Source organism: Rahnella sp. CJA17(1/100), assembly GCF_963881615.1.
GTDB lineage: Bacteria > Pseudomonadota > Gammaproteobacteria > Enterobacterales > Enterobacteriaceae > Rahnella > Rahnella aceris.
Map to the genome: position 1 here is coordinate 440,693 of NZ_CAWOJA010000022.1, position 17,413 is coordinate 458,105.

The window sequence follows — 17,413 nt, forward strand, 5'->3', positions numbered from 1 at the left end:
TTAGCTACCTTGCTGGAGCAGTCTGGAGACAAAAGAATCAATGTGGTTGATGGTTTCAGTAATCTGTAACGCATCGCCATCTGCGATGTATTGTTCTAACGATTCACACATTTGCTTGCCTGGGGTCAGGTTCAGCATAGCGAACACTCCCTTGAGACGATGTGCTGTTTGGGAAAGTGATGTGAAATCACGACGTTGGTTTTCATTATACAGTTTCTCAAGATCTTCCGGTACTGTCTCGACGAAAAGCTGATAGTAATCGCTTGATTTTAGCTGCTTTTCATAAAGGTCGAGAGAGTCTTCGCCGGGCTCTTCGGGTGAAACACTGTCATCGGATACAGAAAATTGCTGTTCGATTAACAGTAAGGTTGCGTCTATCAGCGCATTGCTGATGTTGTAATTGACGCGAATATAATGCTTTTCAAGCTGCTGGAATCCCGACTCATCGTCAGTCAGCAGCAGGGTAAATTTGTCACTGTTTTGCGGGTTATCTGTCAGTAAAACATCATATTCCCGCGCGACCTGACGATCGTCAGCCACGATGCACACCGCGCCGTAAGCGTTCATGGTCCGGGTCACAATACCGCGAACTTCCTCTGATGTGATATCGAGTAATACCGTCACATCATTGAGTAATTTCTCATCTTCCGCTTCGATTTCCTGCGCTTCCTGACGTTGTTTAACACGTACAGTATAGCGTGTGCCGATGTTGAGCTTGCTGCGGATTTCCAGCTGACCGCCCAGTTTTTTGCACAGCTGATTACACAGGAAGAATGTCAGCCCGGAACCGTGGTTAAAGCGATCGACTAACGTCTGGCTAAGGAAAGGATAATTCAGATTACTCAATTCTTCTTTGGAAATTCCGCTACCTGTATCGTTTATGTGGAAAATCAGCTGATCCGGGCGATCTTCGTCCTGTTCGCTGGTCAGGGTCACCTTACCCAGCGATGTGGTAACAATGGCATAATCGAGCAGCAGGGACAGAATTTTCTTCACTGCCTGCATATCGCCGACAAAGGCCGCTTCAGGGGCAATCTGGAAATGATTCAGCAACCCAAGGCCTTTCTGATTCAGGCGGGGCAGGGCCTCAAGCAACAGCTCATCTACCAGGGTTGAAAGCACGTACTTATCGTTCGCCGGTTGCCAGTCCTGAGTTTCCAGACGGGTCAGCAGCGTAATGTTATCAACCAGCGTCAGCGCGTTACGCGACTCACTCAGGAGTTTGCTTTCCAGCGCCTGGCGTTCTTCCGGTTTCTGTTCTTCCACTAACGCCACGGCCAGCCCGTTCAGTTCCTGCAATGGCTGATTCAGCTCAATGCCCAGATTATGCAGCATCAGTTTGCGTGCCTGCAGGTTCTTCTCAAACTCACGTTTGGCCTGTTGCAGCGTGCGGTTCACCATCACTTCTTTATCCTGATCGTGGAGCATAAACAGGTAAGTTTCCGGCGAAATCTGGCTGCGGATCATGCGGATTTCATAAACTTCGTTATTGACGGTCGCCTGTATCGTGCCGTGATGCTGCTCGGCCATATTGGCAATTTTGTTCAGACTCAGATGCGGTAATAACTGGTCAGCAATTTTATTACTGAGGATCACGCTGTGGTTGCTGAAGTTATACACCAGTAAACCGAGCGGCAGACCCGAAATGATTTCCTGATTCAGCGCCTGCTGCATCTGTAATTGTGCCGCCATATTCTCGCTCGGGCGAATGTACTGATGGCGAATGAAATAGATGCTGGTCATCGCCAGCCCGATCAGGAACAGGTTAATCAGGATCAGCCAGAAGTTATTGCGTGAAAGATCAACCACAAGGCTGAACAGCGGAACGTGGTAGGTGAGTGACAGCGGTGAATTTCTCAGCGGCACATCAAACACCAGCGACCATCCCTGCATCACAATGCTGCTGGCCGCCGGATTATCATCGGCCGGATCACCTTCATTGACCGCCGTGGTGTTGCCATTAAGCTGGAAATTATCTCTCGACATACTGTAAGGGATGAGATCACTCATCGGTAAATCGAAGGCAATCACGGTCGCCAGATGTCCCGGATTATTAAAGGTGGTGCGCAGGGAGAAGGAATAGTCGTTACTCTGGCGCGATTTGCGCAGAGGAGAATAACTTTCGCGTTCGTCCAGCGTGTTCGCCTGCTGCAACATTTCGGCACGGCGTGATTGCAGCGTGCTGGTGAAATAGTTTTCCTTCAGGCGGGAGTCTTGCAACTGCAGCGGCACCGTGGTGATCAACAACATGCTGTTATCCTGACCGTTCAGGTAATACAGCGAATAAGGGTGAGTTGTTGAGCCCCACTGGTCATCCAGGAAGGATGAAATTTTCAGGGTTAAATCCAGCGTGGAACTGTCGTGTGCACCGAAAATCAGCGCATCAGTTTTCTTGTGAGGCTTGGAGACAAAATACATATCCTGACGCAGGCGGATTTCCTGTGCACTGACGGCATCCGCCGCCATCGGCTGGCCGGTGAAATTGTCGTAAATCTGGTAGGTCATGTAGCGATACTTATCGATGCGATTTTGCAGCAAGTCAGCGGTATTTTGCACCGTGCGCAGTTTGTCGTTCAGATAAGCATTGGTGTAGTTATACCCGTAAAGGCCGAGCCCCATAGCCAGCAACAAAATGAACAACCAAAAGAATCGCGTGATATTGGTTGATGTCAGCGATAAATATTTACCAGCCATGATGATGAGTTTTTTCCTTCATTCTTGTAATGACGCTTTTAGCGGACGACGGTTTTTGCACAAACAGTGGCACACAACATCGTTGCCGCAATGCAACCTGATGCAACAGATAAACTGCTGACCTGCGCGATAAACCGGTCAGCGCAGGAACCGCTAAAGCCAGGTTGCGAAATATGTTCAGCGAACATTTCCTGCGAGGGCGGTGCAGTTATCGGGCCGTGAGACATGTTGTGAAAATCCCTTTGCGTTTAAAAAATTAAGCCTTTATCCGCCCACAGACGCACTGGGCGGACACTTTATCAGAAAGCATAAGTGCTGTGATTGCGCATAGTCCTAATTATGTGTTTGCCAAATACCCTTTTGCCATAAAATCTACAAGGCGATCACACAATTGATAAGTTAATTTGATCGATTATCTGACTGTCTGTTGCTTAATTTTGTTAACAATAACACCATGTATATTATGTGGATAATTTATTAATTTGTTGTTTTTTATAAAAATAAAATTATCTGCATAGCGTTAAACCAAAAATTAACATCTGTCAAACTGATGATTTGACTTTTTTTAATGAATTATTTCAATCTTAATGATTATGTTTTTTTATGGCGATTAACTCAAATCATGCATATAACTTATGGAGTTTCGGGAAGAAATACCGAAATGATGGTTAACCAAAGCCCTTAAAAAATATATAAATTTAATAACAGCCGTTTTTGTTTGTTTTGTAGCCTGTGGCAATACCTCACACCAGTTGGAAGTTTATCCATTTTTCTTAATGGTCTTTATTACCCGCTCAACCGCTTTTACCTGAAAAGGAAGAGCGGTGTTTAGCGTGTATGGACAACAACTGGCGTAACAGGGGTACAACATGGCTCAGAACGGTAGCGTTGTTATTGATATTCTTTCTCGTACTAATGGTGCAGTAATCTCCCAGGTTTCAAACGCCAGTCAGGACGTAACTCTTAATCAAATCAGCATAGTACGCGTCCACGCGACGCGCGACGCCGTCACCAGCTATGAGCGTGTCGGCAACGATCTGGTCATCCACATGAAAGATGGCCGCACAGTCCGCTACCACAGCTTCTTTGATACCGATGGCAAAGGGCACCACAGCGAACTGATTTTTGACGACGGTGTACACCCGATCGAACATGCCGCGTTTGTCGATACCGGCGCGACGGCAGCCGCCGTACCCATTGTTCCCGCTTATGAAACCATTCCTGACGTCGGTGCGCTGGTCATCGACTCCTCTAATTTTGATCCCGCTGTTTTAGGTGCCATTCTGGGCGTTGTTGCGCTGGGTGCCGGTATTGCCATTGCCGCAGGTGGCGGCGGTGGTGGTGGCGGTGGCAGCAGCAGTAATAACGGTGGCAGCGATGGCGGCGGAAACACTGACGGTGGGAATACCGGTGGCGGAAACACCGGCCAGACCGCAACGTTATCGCTGGGCGCATTTGCCGGTGACAACACCCTTAACGCCGCGGAATCGCGTTTAGCACAAATCTTTTCAGGCACCGCAAGCAACGTGGCCGCAGGCGAGACCATTACCCTGACCATCAACGGTAAAACCTACACCAGTACCGTAGGCACTGACGGCAAATGGAACATCAATCTGCCGACGGTAGATTTACAAAATCTGGCAGATGGTACTTACGTGGTGTCCGTCACTGTCACCGGTACTGATGGCAAATCGGTCACTCAGGGGATCACCGTTGTCGTCGATAAAACCCCGCCAGTGGTCTCGCTCGATCCTGTCGCCAGTGACAACATTCTTGACGCCGTTGAGCATCAGCAACCGCTGACGGTGACCGGCACAGCTTCTGTCTCTGAAGCCGGGCGCACACTGGTCGTTACCCTCAATGGCACGCAATACAACACGACGGTCGGTGCTGATGGCACCTGGTCGGTGACAATACCCGCCAGCACGGTTTCCGCGCTGGCTGAAGGCAATTATACGCTGACCGCGTCACTGACCGATGCCGCAGGAAACTCGACCACTACGCCGGAAAGTTTCGTTATCAGCGACAGCGCCGGTATTTTGATGGTCAACCCGATCTCAGGTGATGGTCAGCTCAATGCCAGTGAAGCGCAAAGCGCGCTGGTGATCACCGGTACGACGTCCAATGTCCCTGCGGGCACGCAGATCACGGTGACAATCGGCGGCGTGGCATATCAGACCACAACAACAGCGGAGGGGGGCTGGAACCTGAGTCTTTCTCCTGCCCAGTTGCAGGCGCTGACTGATGGCCCGACGACCGTAACCGTCAGCCTGGTCGATAGTCAGGGCAATACCATCAGTCAGACGACAGATCTGAATGTTGCCATCCATGGCGTTCCGCCGACGCTTGATCCGGCTTTCGGCGGTGACAATACGCTCAATGGCAGTGAATCCATCACCAGCCAGACATTGACGGGGAACACGGGTCTCACCGGCGATGGTCAGACCGTGACTGTCACCCTTGGTGGCCAGCAAATTACCGGCACGGTTACGACAGACGGTATCTTCACCGTGACGGTTCCGCCTTCAGTACTCGGTAACCTGCCGCAGGGCAGCAATAATATCGTGGTCACCGTGACGGACCCGGCGGGCAACCACAACACCATTACCACGCCAGTCAGCATCGATACTGTCGCCCCAACCCTTGCTATCAATCCGCTGGCGGGCGACGGCCAAATCAGTCTGGCCGAAGCTGCAGGCGCACTGACCCTGTCAGGTACCGCCTCGGCAGCAGATGCAGGCAGAACGGTTACCATCACCATTGACGGCCAGACATTTACCGCCGTTGTCGGTGATGACGGCGCATGGAGCACACAAATCCCGGCTGGCACGCTGACTGGTCTGAACGGTGATTTCCCGATCAGCGCCACCCTGACGGATGCGGCGGGCAACACCACCACCAGCACCAGTGCGCTGCATGTTGCAGCCGATTCCACTCTTCAGCCGGGCATTTCAGTGAATGCATTTGGCGGCGATGACGCCGTTGACGGCGCGGAAGTCCAGACGGCGCAGGTGCTGAGCGGGACCACTACCCGCGTCGAAGCGGGTCAGATCGTCACCATTACGTTCAACGGCAATACCTATGAAGCCACGGTGCAGGCCAGCGGCAACTGGAGTGTGATCATTCCGGCAGCCGATATGGTCACGCTGACCGACGGCACAAAAACCATCAATGTCAGCGTGTCTGATAAAGCCGGTAATCCGGCGACCGGCACTGATACTTTCGAGGTTGATACCTCTCAGAACGGTATTGCGATTGACCCGGTAACGGGTGATAACGTCATCAACGCAGTGGAAACCGCAAACGGCATTGAAATCAGTGGTACCACCCTGGGGGTAGCGGAAAACGCCATAGTCACCGTGCAATTCGGCTCGCTGTTTAAAACAGCCACGGTAGGGGCGAACGGCAGATGGTTCATGCTGTTAAGCACGGGCGAGATCGAGGACATTCAAGGGAGCAATCCAGATCTCAACAGCATTTCTGCCACTGTCGAAGGGCCTGGTGGAATAATTTTATCGAACAGTATTAATATCGGTATCGATAACACCAATCCTCTTCCCACTCTCAATACCCCGTTTGGCGATAGTCTGCTCAATGCGACTGAAGCCGCCGCCGGGCAGACTCTCAGCGGTACCACTGGAAAATCGGGTGATGGTCAAACCGTCACCGTCACATTAGGCGGGAAAACCTATAACGCGACAGTGGCCGCAGACGGCAACTGGTCAGTTCAGGTTCCGGCAGCAGATTTGCAGGCGTTGCCACAGGGCAATGTGGCGATTGCCGTCACTGCCACTGACGGCGCTGGCAATACCGCCACGTTAAACAGTAACGCTACGGCTGATTTCACCGCGCCGCTTCTGACTGTTAACCCGGTTTCCGGCGACGGATACATCAACGCCTCTGAAGCAGCTGAGGGGGTGACGATCACCGGAACTGCCTCGATTTCGGAAGCCGGACGCACCGTCACCGTCACCCTCAACGGTGAAACCTATACCGGCATTGTGCAGCCAAACGGCCAGTGGAATGTTGCCGTGCCAGCCACCGCATTCAATGGTGTGGAAGACGGCAGCTATCCGGTGAGCGTCCAGTTGTCCGATGCGGCGGGCAACAGCACAACGGTTAACTCCGGCGTGCAGCTTGCAGCCGATGCGGCGAACGGCCCGACCATCACCGTTAATACCTTTGCGGGTAATAATGTGCTGGATGGAGCAGAACAACAAACCGCGCAGCAGCTCAGCGGTTCAACCTCCCGTGTTGAAGCGGGTCAGACAGTCCTGATCCTGCTGAATGGCCATTCTTATACGGCAGTGGTGCAGCCAAGCGGAAGCTGGAGCGTCAGCGTTCCGGCGGCGGATCTGGCGACCATCGCCAACGGCACCACACAAATTAGCGTGTCAGTGGCGGATAAAGCGGGAAATGTGGCGACAGGCAGCGAAACCCTGATCGTCAACAACCTGCTCAGCGGGCTGGCGGTGAATCCGGTGGCGGGCGATAACCAGCTCAATGCCGGTGAAGCTGCCGCAGGAATTACCCTCAGCGGCACCTCCAGCAACGTGCCGGTAAATGGCGTGGTGACCATCACGCTGAACGGTAAAATTTATACGGCAACCGTCGGCACCGGCGGTGCCTGGAGTGCGCAGATCCCGGCCGCCGATCTGGCGCTGCTCAGTGACGGCACTAACACCGTGAAAGTCAGCGCGACTGATGCGGCAGGCAATCCGGTGTCCGGCAGCAGTGACTTCGGTGTGATCATCCATTCCCTCCCTGACGCGACGCTCAACACGCCGTTTGGCGATACGCAGCTCAATGCCAGTGAAGCGGCAGCAGGCCAGACGCTGACCGGCAGCACCGGGGTCAGCGGCGACGGACAGACTGTCATCGTCACCGTCGGCGGGACAGATTACACCGCCACGGTGGATGCCAGCGGGAACTGGAGCGCCACCGTCCCTGCCGGAGATTTGCAAACCCTTCCTCAGGGACCCGGGGCGGTGCTGGTGGCTGTCACGGATGCGGCGGGCAATACCAGCAATCTCAGTACGCCGGTAACTATTGATACCGTGGCGCCAGTGGTGACCATCACCACGCCGGTTGCGGGCGACGGCACCATCAATGCCGCAGAAGCCGGGGCGATTATTCCGGTCAGCGGCACGGCAGGAGCGGGTGAGGCGGGCGATACCGTCACCATCAGCCTTGGCGGACACACTTATACCGGCACTGTGGCAGCAGGCGGCGGCTGGACAGTCAACATTCCGGCCGATGCGCTGGCAAACGTGGCGAACGGCACCTATACCCTGACCGCCACGGTGACCGATGCCGCCGGTAACGCAGGCACTGCAACCGCACCGGTCACTGTGACAGCGGATCCGGCATTGCTGCCGACAATCGACATTGACCTCTTTGCCGGAGACGGCACCCTCGACGGCGCGGAACGTATGAACCCGCAAACCGTCAGCGGAACGACCACCCATGTGGAAGCCGGACAAATCGTCACCGTGACCATCGGCGGCATTGATTATCAGGCTACAGTGCTGGCCAGCGGTGCATGGAGCGTCAGCGTACCGGCTGCCACCTTGCAGACCCTGCAAAATGGCGCGGCAACCATTGAGGTTTCTGTCGCCGATAAAGCCGGTAATCCGGCGAACAACAGCGAAGACTTCACCGTTAACAGCGCGCTGGGCGGTGTGACCATCAATCCGATCACCGGCGATAACAAAATCGACGCTACGGAAGCGGCTGCGGGTTTTGATATCAGCGGTAAAACCGCCAACGTACCGGAAGGAACGCCGGTAACCGTTAAACTGGGTACGGTGACCTACACCACGCAGACCGATGCTGACGGTAACTGGACAGTCAACGTTCCGGCGTCTGACGTTGCCAGTCTGGCGGATGGCACCAGTCACGTGATTGCCTCGACTGTCACCACGGATCAGGGGCCGGTGACCACCACCCAGGATTTGGGCATCTACGCCACATTGCCGGAGCCAACGCTCAACACCCCGTTTGGCGATGGTTTGCTGAGCAGCGCGGAAGCCGCCACCGATCAGACACTGACCGGTAAAACCGGACTGACCGGCGACGGTCAGACGGTGACGGTTACCCTTGACGGCGTCCCTTATACCGGCACGGTTGCCACCGACGGTAGCTGGACCGTGACCATTCCTGCCGCGGATTTGCAGGGCCTCGGTGAAGGCACGAAGACCATCACTGTTGATGTGACAGACGCGGCGGGTAACACCGCAACCTTACCGGGTTCCGTGGATGTAGACTTCACACCGCCTCCGCTGACGCTGGATAACGTGGCGACGGACAATGTGATTAACGCTGCTGAAGCTGGGGCACCGATCACCCTCAGCGGGACCAGTGATCCGGCCGATGCAGGACAGTCAGTGACACTGACTTTTAACGGACAAACCTATACCGCAGAGGTGCAGCCAGACGGTAGCTGGAGCACCACCATTCCGGCGAATACCCTCAACGGTCTGGCGGATGGCAGCTATCCGCTGACCACCACACTGACGGATGCAGCGGGTAATACCACCACGCTGCCACCGGTCAATATCGGGATCGCGACCAATAACGTCCCTGTGCCGGACATTGATACACCGTTTGGCGATACCTATCTCAACCTGACCGAGTCCGGCCAGTCGCAAACCATCACCGGCAGCATTGGTGCGACGGCTGACGGCCAGACGGTCGTGGTTTCCTTAGGCGGTGAAGACTATCCGGCGACGCTGAACCCGAACGGCACCTGGAGTGTCACGATTCCGGCGGCTGATTTAGGGGCGCTGGACAATGGCAGTCTGCCGCTGAGCGTGACGGTCACGGACGCCGCCGGTAACACTGGCACCACCAGCTCGCAAATCACGGTTGATCGCACGGTGCCGGTTCTCAGTATTAATGACGTGGCGACCGACAACATCATCAACGCGGCTGAGTCCCTGCAACCGGTGGTGATCAGCGGTACTGCCGGTCTGGACGATACCGGACGTACGGTGTCTGTAGTGCTGAGTTTCAACAACGTCAGCTACACGGCAACCGTGCAGCCCGATGGCACCTGGAGCTTCACGCTGCCAAGTACCGTCGTGCAGTCGCTGACGGATACCACTTATACGCTGACCGCCACGATCACCGATGCGGCAGGCAACAGCACGACAGCCACGCAGACCTTCAGTGTGGATGCGAATGTCGCTAATTTGCCGACGCTGACGATTACAGCCGTGTCCGGCGATGATTACATTAATGCGGCGGAGAAAGGCGCGGATATTCCGATCACCGGGACATCCACCAATCTTGAAGTCGGGCAGACGGTGGTGGTGAGCTTTAACGGTAAAACCTACAACGCCGTCGTCGGTGCGAATGGCGACTGGACGGCAACCGTGCCGCTGGCTGATCTGGGCACCTTGTCTGACGGACCGGTTACCGTTACAGCGACCGCCAGCGATGTGGCGGGTAACCCGGCATCCGCATCGCACAACGCCACTGTTATCACCCAGCCGGGCGACCTGCCAACCCTGACCATCAACGCCATTTCCGGCGATGATTACATCAATAGCACTGAACACAATCAGGGCATGATCGTGAGCGGAACCTCCACGCATGTGCCCGTGGGCGGTACGGTGACCGTGGTCATTACCGGCGAAAACTACACGGCGACCTATACCGCTACCGTGCAGGCTGACGGGAGCTGGAGCTTCCCGATGACGGCGGCGCAGGTTCAGGCGATGCCCGCCGGGAACAATACCTTCACAGCAACAGCGGATGATGTGGCGCAAAACGTAGCAACCAGCACCCATGATGCCACGGTTGATACAACTCCTCCGCTGCTGACTGTCGAGGTGGATACCGGCGGTGACGGCATCATCAATCTGGCAGAAGCCGCACTGGGTGTGCCGGTGAGCGGGACGACGGATCCTAATCTGACGGTCAAAGTGACCTTCAATGGTAAAGATTACCTGACCACGGCCAACGATCAGGGAGTCTGGTCGCTGACCTTACCGGGCGTTGATGTGCAGGCACTCGCCACCGATGGCAGCAAAACCCTCGGCGTGAGCGTCAGTGATGCGGCCGGTAACATTGTGACTGCTTCAGGCAGTTTCACGCTGGCAACCCATTCGCTGCCAACCCTGACCGTCGGTGCTATTGCAGGCGACGGCGTGCTGAATATTGCTGAAGCCGCCGCAGGATTTACCCTGAGCGGTACCAGTACCGGGCTGGTTGCGGGCACCACGGTGCTGGTCACTATTCCGGGGCTGGCGGATCCGATCACCGGTACCGTGAACGGCCTCGGAACAGGCTGGACAGCCGTCGTGGCACCGGGTCTGCTCAGCGGGCTGGACAACGGGCCGGTTCAGGTCAGCGTCTCCGCGACGGATACCGCGCTTAACCCGGCGTCTTCCAGTGCCAGTCTGAATGTGGTGCTGACCCAACCGGGTGTGCCAACCATTAATACGCCGTTTACCGATGGCGTGCTGAATGCCGCTGAAGCGGGCGCAACGCAGCTGATTACCGGCACCACCGGCATTACCGGCGCAGGTCAGACCGTGACGGTGACGATAGATGGCACGGCGGTCACCGCGACCGTCGGCGCGGATGGCAACTGGACCGCCACCGTCCCTGCTTCTGTCTTGCAGGGGCTGACGGATGACACACACACTATTTCGGTGACGGCAACCGACAGTGCAGGTAACCCGAGCAGCGCAGCCGGTACCCTTGATTTCACGTCGGTAACGCAGGTTCTGCCGCAGGCTGGAATCAATACGCCGTTTGGTGATGGCATCCTGAATCTGGATGAAGCGACCGCGGGCGGCAGCATTACCGGCACGACCGGTATCACCTCGCCGGGTCAGACCGTGACTGTGGTCATTAATGGTAACGCCGTGCCGGTGGTGGTGGATTCTGCTGCCGGAACCTGGACGGTTACCCTGACGCCAGCGCAGTTGCTGGGCTTGCAGGATGGCACATGGCCGGTCGTCGTGACCGTGACCGACAGTGCGGGCAACACCTCGCCGCTGACGGCATCGGTTGATGTGCGGATCCATAACATTCCGCAACCTACGATTGATTTGCCATTCGGTGACGGCACGCTGAACATTGCGGAATCCGCAGCTGTTGGCGGCCAGACGCTCACCGGTTCCACCGGCGTAACTGGCGCAGGACAAACCGTCAGCGTGGCGATCGCGGGCATGACCGGCAGTCCGTTTGCGGCAGCCGTCGATCCGGATACCGGAAACTGGACCCTGAACTTGACGCCAGCGCAGCTGGCAACGCTGGGGCCATTGACTGCGTCCCACGACATTACCGTCACGGCGACCGATTCTGTTGGTAACCATAACGATACGACCATCAGCTTCACTGCACATCTGTCCGGGCCGGTGCCGGTTATCGACACGCCATTTGGCGACGGTAGCCTGAATATTACCGAAGCGGCCGGTGTGAACGTCATCACGGGTAACACCGGGATTACCGGCAACAACCAGAACGTTAAACTGACCATTGATGTGAACGGCACCACCTATAACGCCACCGTCGATCCGCTGACCGGCGACTGGTCGGTAAGTCTGCCTGCAGGCGTGCTGAACTCTCTGGGCAGCGGTCTGCATGACATTAACGTCACCGTGACCGATGCCGCAGGCAACAGCACGCCAGCGGCATTGCCATTCACCAGCTATCTCACCGCGCCGGATGTCACCATCAACACGCCGTTTGGCGATGGCTATCTGAGCGCTGCGGAAGCCGCCACACCGCTAACCCTGAGCGGGACGACGGGGATTACAGGGGCGGGGCAAACCGTGGTGGTCACTATTGCCGGAATACCTCTTCCGGGTGTCACGGTGGATGCGGACGGTAACTGGACGGTGCCTGTGACGGCGGGCGAAATCGCCGATCTGCCGCAGGGCGCACAGCAAATCTCCGTGACGGTCACGGACGGCGGCGGCAACACCGGTTCGGCCTCGGCTGACGTTGGCATTGCTGTGACCCAACTGCCAGCCGTAGCAGTAACGTCCTTTGCCGGTGCCGGTTTTGATCTGACCTACGCCGAGAGCCAGAGCACGCAAACCATCACCGGTACAACGGTGAATGTACAGGCGGGACAGCAGGTAACGGTCACTGTCGGCAGCATCAGCCATCAGGCAACGGTGCTGGGCGATGGCTCATGGAGTGTGACGCTGACACCGACTGAGCTGGCTACGCTGAACAGTGCGGACACCATCACCGCTTCTGTTAATGATCTGGCGGGTAACACGGCAAACCTGCTGGCGCCACAGGCCATCACGGTCAACCTGACGCCGCCAACATTCGCCATCACCATTGATCCGGTCACCGGTGACAACATCATTAACGTGGCGGATGGCAATCCGGCGAACATTACCCTTTCCGGTAAAACAGTGAATGTGCCGGATGGCACATTGGTCAACATCACCGTGGGAGGCGTTCCGCATCTGGCGACTGTCACTGCGGGAACCTGGTCTGTGGCTGTTTCTGCCACTGAATTTGTGAATGGCACGACCACCACGGTGACCGCATCAACGCTTATTCCGTTGACCAATGCCACACAAAGCGTGCTGGTGGATACCACCGCACCGACCCTGACTATCAGCGCCTTTACCGGCGACGATATTCTGAATAATACCGAGTCCAAATCCGCACAACTGATTTCAGGGACGGCGGATACCAGCGAGGTGGGCCGGGTGGTTACGGTCACGCTGAATGGCAAAACTTACAGCGGCACCGTGCAGGCAGGCGGTACCTGGTCTGTCAGCGTGCCCGCCGCCGATTTGCAGGCATTACCGCAAGGGAATGGTGCGACCAACGTGATCTCCGCCACCCTGACGGATGCGGCAGGTAACGTGGGGACGGCGGTTCCGCATACGGTGAACGTCGATACGTCTGCGCCGTTGCTGGCGCTGGATGCGGTGGCCGGTAACAACGTCATCAATCTGGCGGAATCACTGCTCAACGTACTGGTGGGCGGGACCTCCAGCGGCGCGGACGGTCAGACCGTCAACGTCACACTGGGTGGTGCATCAATCGGTACGGCGGTTATCCAGCCGGGCGGGGCATGGTCGCTCAACCTGACACCTGAACAACTGATTTTACTCAACGATGGCACCCTGACACTGGCGGCCTCCGTGACCGATGCGGCGGGTAACACCACCAGCGTCAGCACCGGTCTGGATATCTTCTTTAACAAACTGCTTAATCTGAATGTCACCAGCGGGCTGGGGCTGACAGATGGTTTCCTCAATCTGGCGGAATCGCAGGTAGCGCAAACCCTCAGCGGAACGGCGATTGGTGCGGGCGTGGGTTCAGTGGTCTCGACGGTTATCAACGGCACGCCGCTCTCGGCGATTGTCGGGGCTAACGGTGCGTGGTCACTGAACATTCCGGCGGCCTTGCTCGGTGCGCTGGGTGAAGGTCAGCAGGTGCTCAACCTGAACCTCACCGATGCGGCAGGGAACGTGAAAGCGTCTGTGCTGAATCTGGACGTCATTAAAACGCTTCCTGTTCTGGGCGATCTGGATCCTCTGTTTGGTGGCAACGGTCTGCTGAATGCGGCGGAATCTCTGCTGGCACAAACCATTGGCGGCGTCGCGACAGCGGTTGACGGCACTCTGGTGACCGTGACGCTTGGCGGTAAAACCTACAACACTACCGTGACGGCGGGTACCTGGGATCTGCAGATCCAGCCGGGTGATCTGGGCGCGTTGCTGGATGGCAACCTGAATCTGGGCATCACCCTGACTGACCCGGCAGGCAACTCGTCTACAACGAATATTCCGGTGGGGATTGCGATCCACAATCTGCCGCAGGTGGTGCTCGACACCGTGTTTGGCGACGGCGTGCTGAATATCGCCGATCTGCTGGTGAATCAGACCATCAGCGGCACGGTCTCTAACGTGGCTGCGGGGACAGCAATCGCAGTGCAGGTCGGAACGCAAACCATTGATGGCGTGGTCGATGCGACGGGGCATTTCCTGGTTACCGTCCCGCCGTCTGTTCTTGGTTTGCTGAGCGGCACGACCGCTGCGGTCAGCGTGACGGTAACGGATGCGGCGGGTAACGTTGGCAGCGCGGCCGTGAACGCGGTGCTGGATCTGGTCAGGCCGGTCATTAACCTGACCTCAGTTCTGGGCGACGGCTTGCTGAACGCGGCTGACGCGCTGACTACGCAGGTGATTGGCGGTACGGTCACCGGTGTGGCGACGGGTACGCAGGTACAGGTCACGCTGGGCGGGAAAACTTTCCTCGGGGCGACCGATGCCAGCGGTGCGTTCAGCATCACCCTGCAACCGGGTGACCTGAACGCGCTGGGGGATGGCACCTTCACGGTCGGGGTTTCTGTGACCGACAGTGTAGGCAATACCGCTACTACCAGCGGAACGCTGAACGCTATTATCAATGCGGTACCGAAAATTGTGCTGGATCCGGTCTTTGGTGCTGACGGTATTCTTAACGCCGCTGAAGCGCTGCTGACTCAGACCATCAGCGGCACGGTCACCAACGGCCAGGTCGGGCAAATCGTCAATATCAATGTCGGCGGCGGTCTGATTAACCTGACCGCTACCGTAGACAGCGACGGCAAATTCTCAGCGTCGCTGACGCCGCTGCAATTATCCGGCCTGCTTGACGGCAACCTCACCCTCGTCGCCTCAGTCACCGATGCGGTGGGTAACACGACCTCAAGTACCGTGGGCCTGAATGTCGGTATTAACAATCTGCCGTCGATTGTGCTTAACCCGCTGTTTGGCGATGGCGTGCTGAATGTGGTTGACCTGCTGACCGGACAAACCATCAGCGGTGTCGCGACCAACGTGGCGCAGGGCACGCAGGTGCAGGTTTCCCTGAATGGCAAAAATTATCTGGCGACGGTCGGTGCGGGCGGTGTCTTCAGTGTCACCGTGCCGGTGACCGATCTGACCGCCATCCTCAACGGCACGCAGTCGGTGGTCGCCAGCCTGACGGACGGATCCGGTAACGCGGCGTCGGTCACCGGCCTGCTGAGTGTGGTATCGCAGTCACTGCCAACCATCACGCTGAATCCGCTGTTTGGCGATGGTCTGCTGAACGCGGCAGATGCGCTGCTGACCCAAACCATCAGCGGTACCACGACTAACGCGCAGGGCTCAACGGTGACCCTGAACGTGGGCGGAAATACCCTGACGGCGCTGGTGAAAGCCGACGGCACCTTCAGTGTGGCGATTCCGCAGCTCACTCTGGCGGGCTTGCTTGACGGTACGCTGAACGTCGGTGCCTCGGTGACTAACGCCGCCGGTAACGCCGTCAGCGGCAGTGCTACAGCAACGGTGGGGATCCATACCTTGCCGACGCTGCTGGTTAATACCCTGTTTGGCGGAGACCAGTATCTCAATGCCGCAGAAGCCGGTGCGAATACCAATATTACCGGTACATCTAATCTGCTCAACGGCACGGTATCTGTCACGGTGGGCACCGTTACACACACCGGTACTGTCACTAATGGCGTCTGGAGCGTGCCGTTCACCTCTGCTGAATTGCAAGGACTGGCGGACGGTTCCACACAGGTCTCCGTGGTGGTGAGAGACAGTGTGGGTAACACCGCGACGTCTTCCAACCTGCTGAACGTCCTGACGCATGATCTGCCGCTGGTGGCGCTGAATCCGGTTCTCGGGCTGACGCTCGGTCTGGTGAGCAATATCCTCGGGGGGCAGGGGCTGACGCTGAGCGGCACCAGCCGCAATATCGCGCAGGGCGGTCTGGTCAGCGTAACCCTGCTGGGGAATACGCTGGCGGGTACCGTGCAGGCAGACGGTTCGTGGACGGTGAAATTCAGCAGTGCGCTGCTGAGCAGCTACGGACTGGTGGGCCTGCTGTCGGCATTACTGGGATCGGTGGTTGAACTGAAAGCCGTCGATGCCGCCGGTAACGGATTTGATGCCCATGTCGGGCTGACTGTCGGTTCATCATTACCGCCAGAAACCGCCACGCTGATGGCGACCTCTTTGTCTGCCGAAGATACCGACACGCATACGCTGGCCGCCAGTGTGGTAGCCGATTCTACGACCACTTCCACATCGGAACCCACAGACACCACGCACGCCACCAGCACACTGGTCTCATCGCTGGCGACTACGGAGTCTACTGCCAGCACGACATCAGAAACCACCGCGCATGCTGATACTGCCTTCTCGATTGGCGGAGTCACTATCGATCTGACGGCAACGGACGGTGTCGCACTGGGTGGCACCGGCGATGACGTGATTGCAGTTCACACGCTGGACTTCGGTCTGATCGACGGCGGTACCGGTGTCGATACCTTGCTGCTGGCGGGCACCAATCAGCATCTGGATCTGACCCTGCTCGGGCTGAAAGTTGAGCATATCGACATCTTCGATTTGGGCAATTCCGGCACCAACAGTATCTCGCTGAACCTGCATGAGGCGCTGAGCGTGAAGGATAACCCGACCGATGAAGTGATCATCAAAGGCGGCGAGGGCAGTCTGGTGAATCTGCACATCGGCACCGACGGTGCGTGGAACGAAACCGGGCAACGCACGGTGGATGGCCTGACGTTCGACGTTTACCACAATACCTCAATAGAAGCCTCGAATACGCTGGGAGACGTTCTGGTGCAGCACGGTCTGCACGTTCAGCAAAGTTGATGAGTGCGCCTCCCCCTGCGAAGGGGGGGGGCGGGGAGGGGGTTTTGCTGGCGACTGCGATGCCATTAATACCCCATCCC

General features: G+C 56.9%; 3 protein-coding genes. 1 reads left to right on the forward strand and 2 read right to left on the reverse strand.

Annotation, left to right across the window (positions count from 1 at the left end; translation table 11 throughout):
• The gene (rcsD, locus tag AACU55_RS13500) at positions 1 to 2,694 is read right to left on the reverse strand and encodes a phosphotransferase RcsD (RefSeq protein WP_037036176.1); all 2,694 of its coding nucleotides are present in this window, start codon (positions 2,692 to 2,694) and stop codon (positions 1 to 3) included.
• A gap of 38 nt (positions 2,695 to 2,732) precedes the next feature.
• Positions 2,733 to 2,921: a hypothetical protein gene (locus tag AACU55_RS13505; RefSeq protein ID WP_134705608.1), complete on the reverse strand. Its 189-nt coding sequence runs from the start codon at positions 2,919 to 2,921 to the stop codon at positions 2,733 to 2,735.
• A 642-nt stretch (positions 2,922 to 3,563) separates the two neighbouring features.
• Between AACU55_RS13505 and AACU55_RS13510 the strand changes: the two genes are divergently transcribed.
• On the forward strand, positions 3,564 to 17,333 hold the full coding sequence (locus AACU55_RS13510; RefSeq protein WP_134705609.1) for an Ig-like domain-containing protein: 13,770 nt from the start codon (positions 3,564 to 3,566) through the stop codon (positions 17,331 to 17,333).
• Positions 17,334 to 17,413 lie beyond the last annotated feature (80 nt).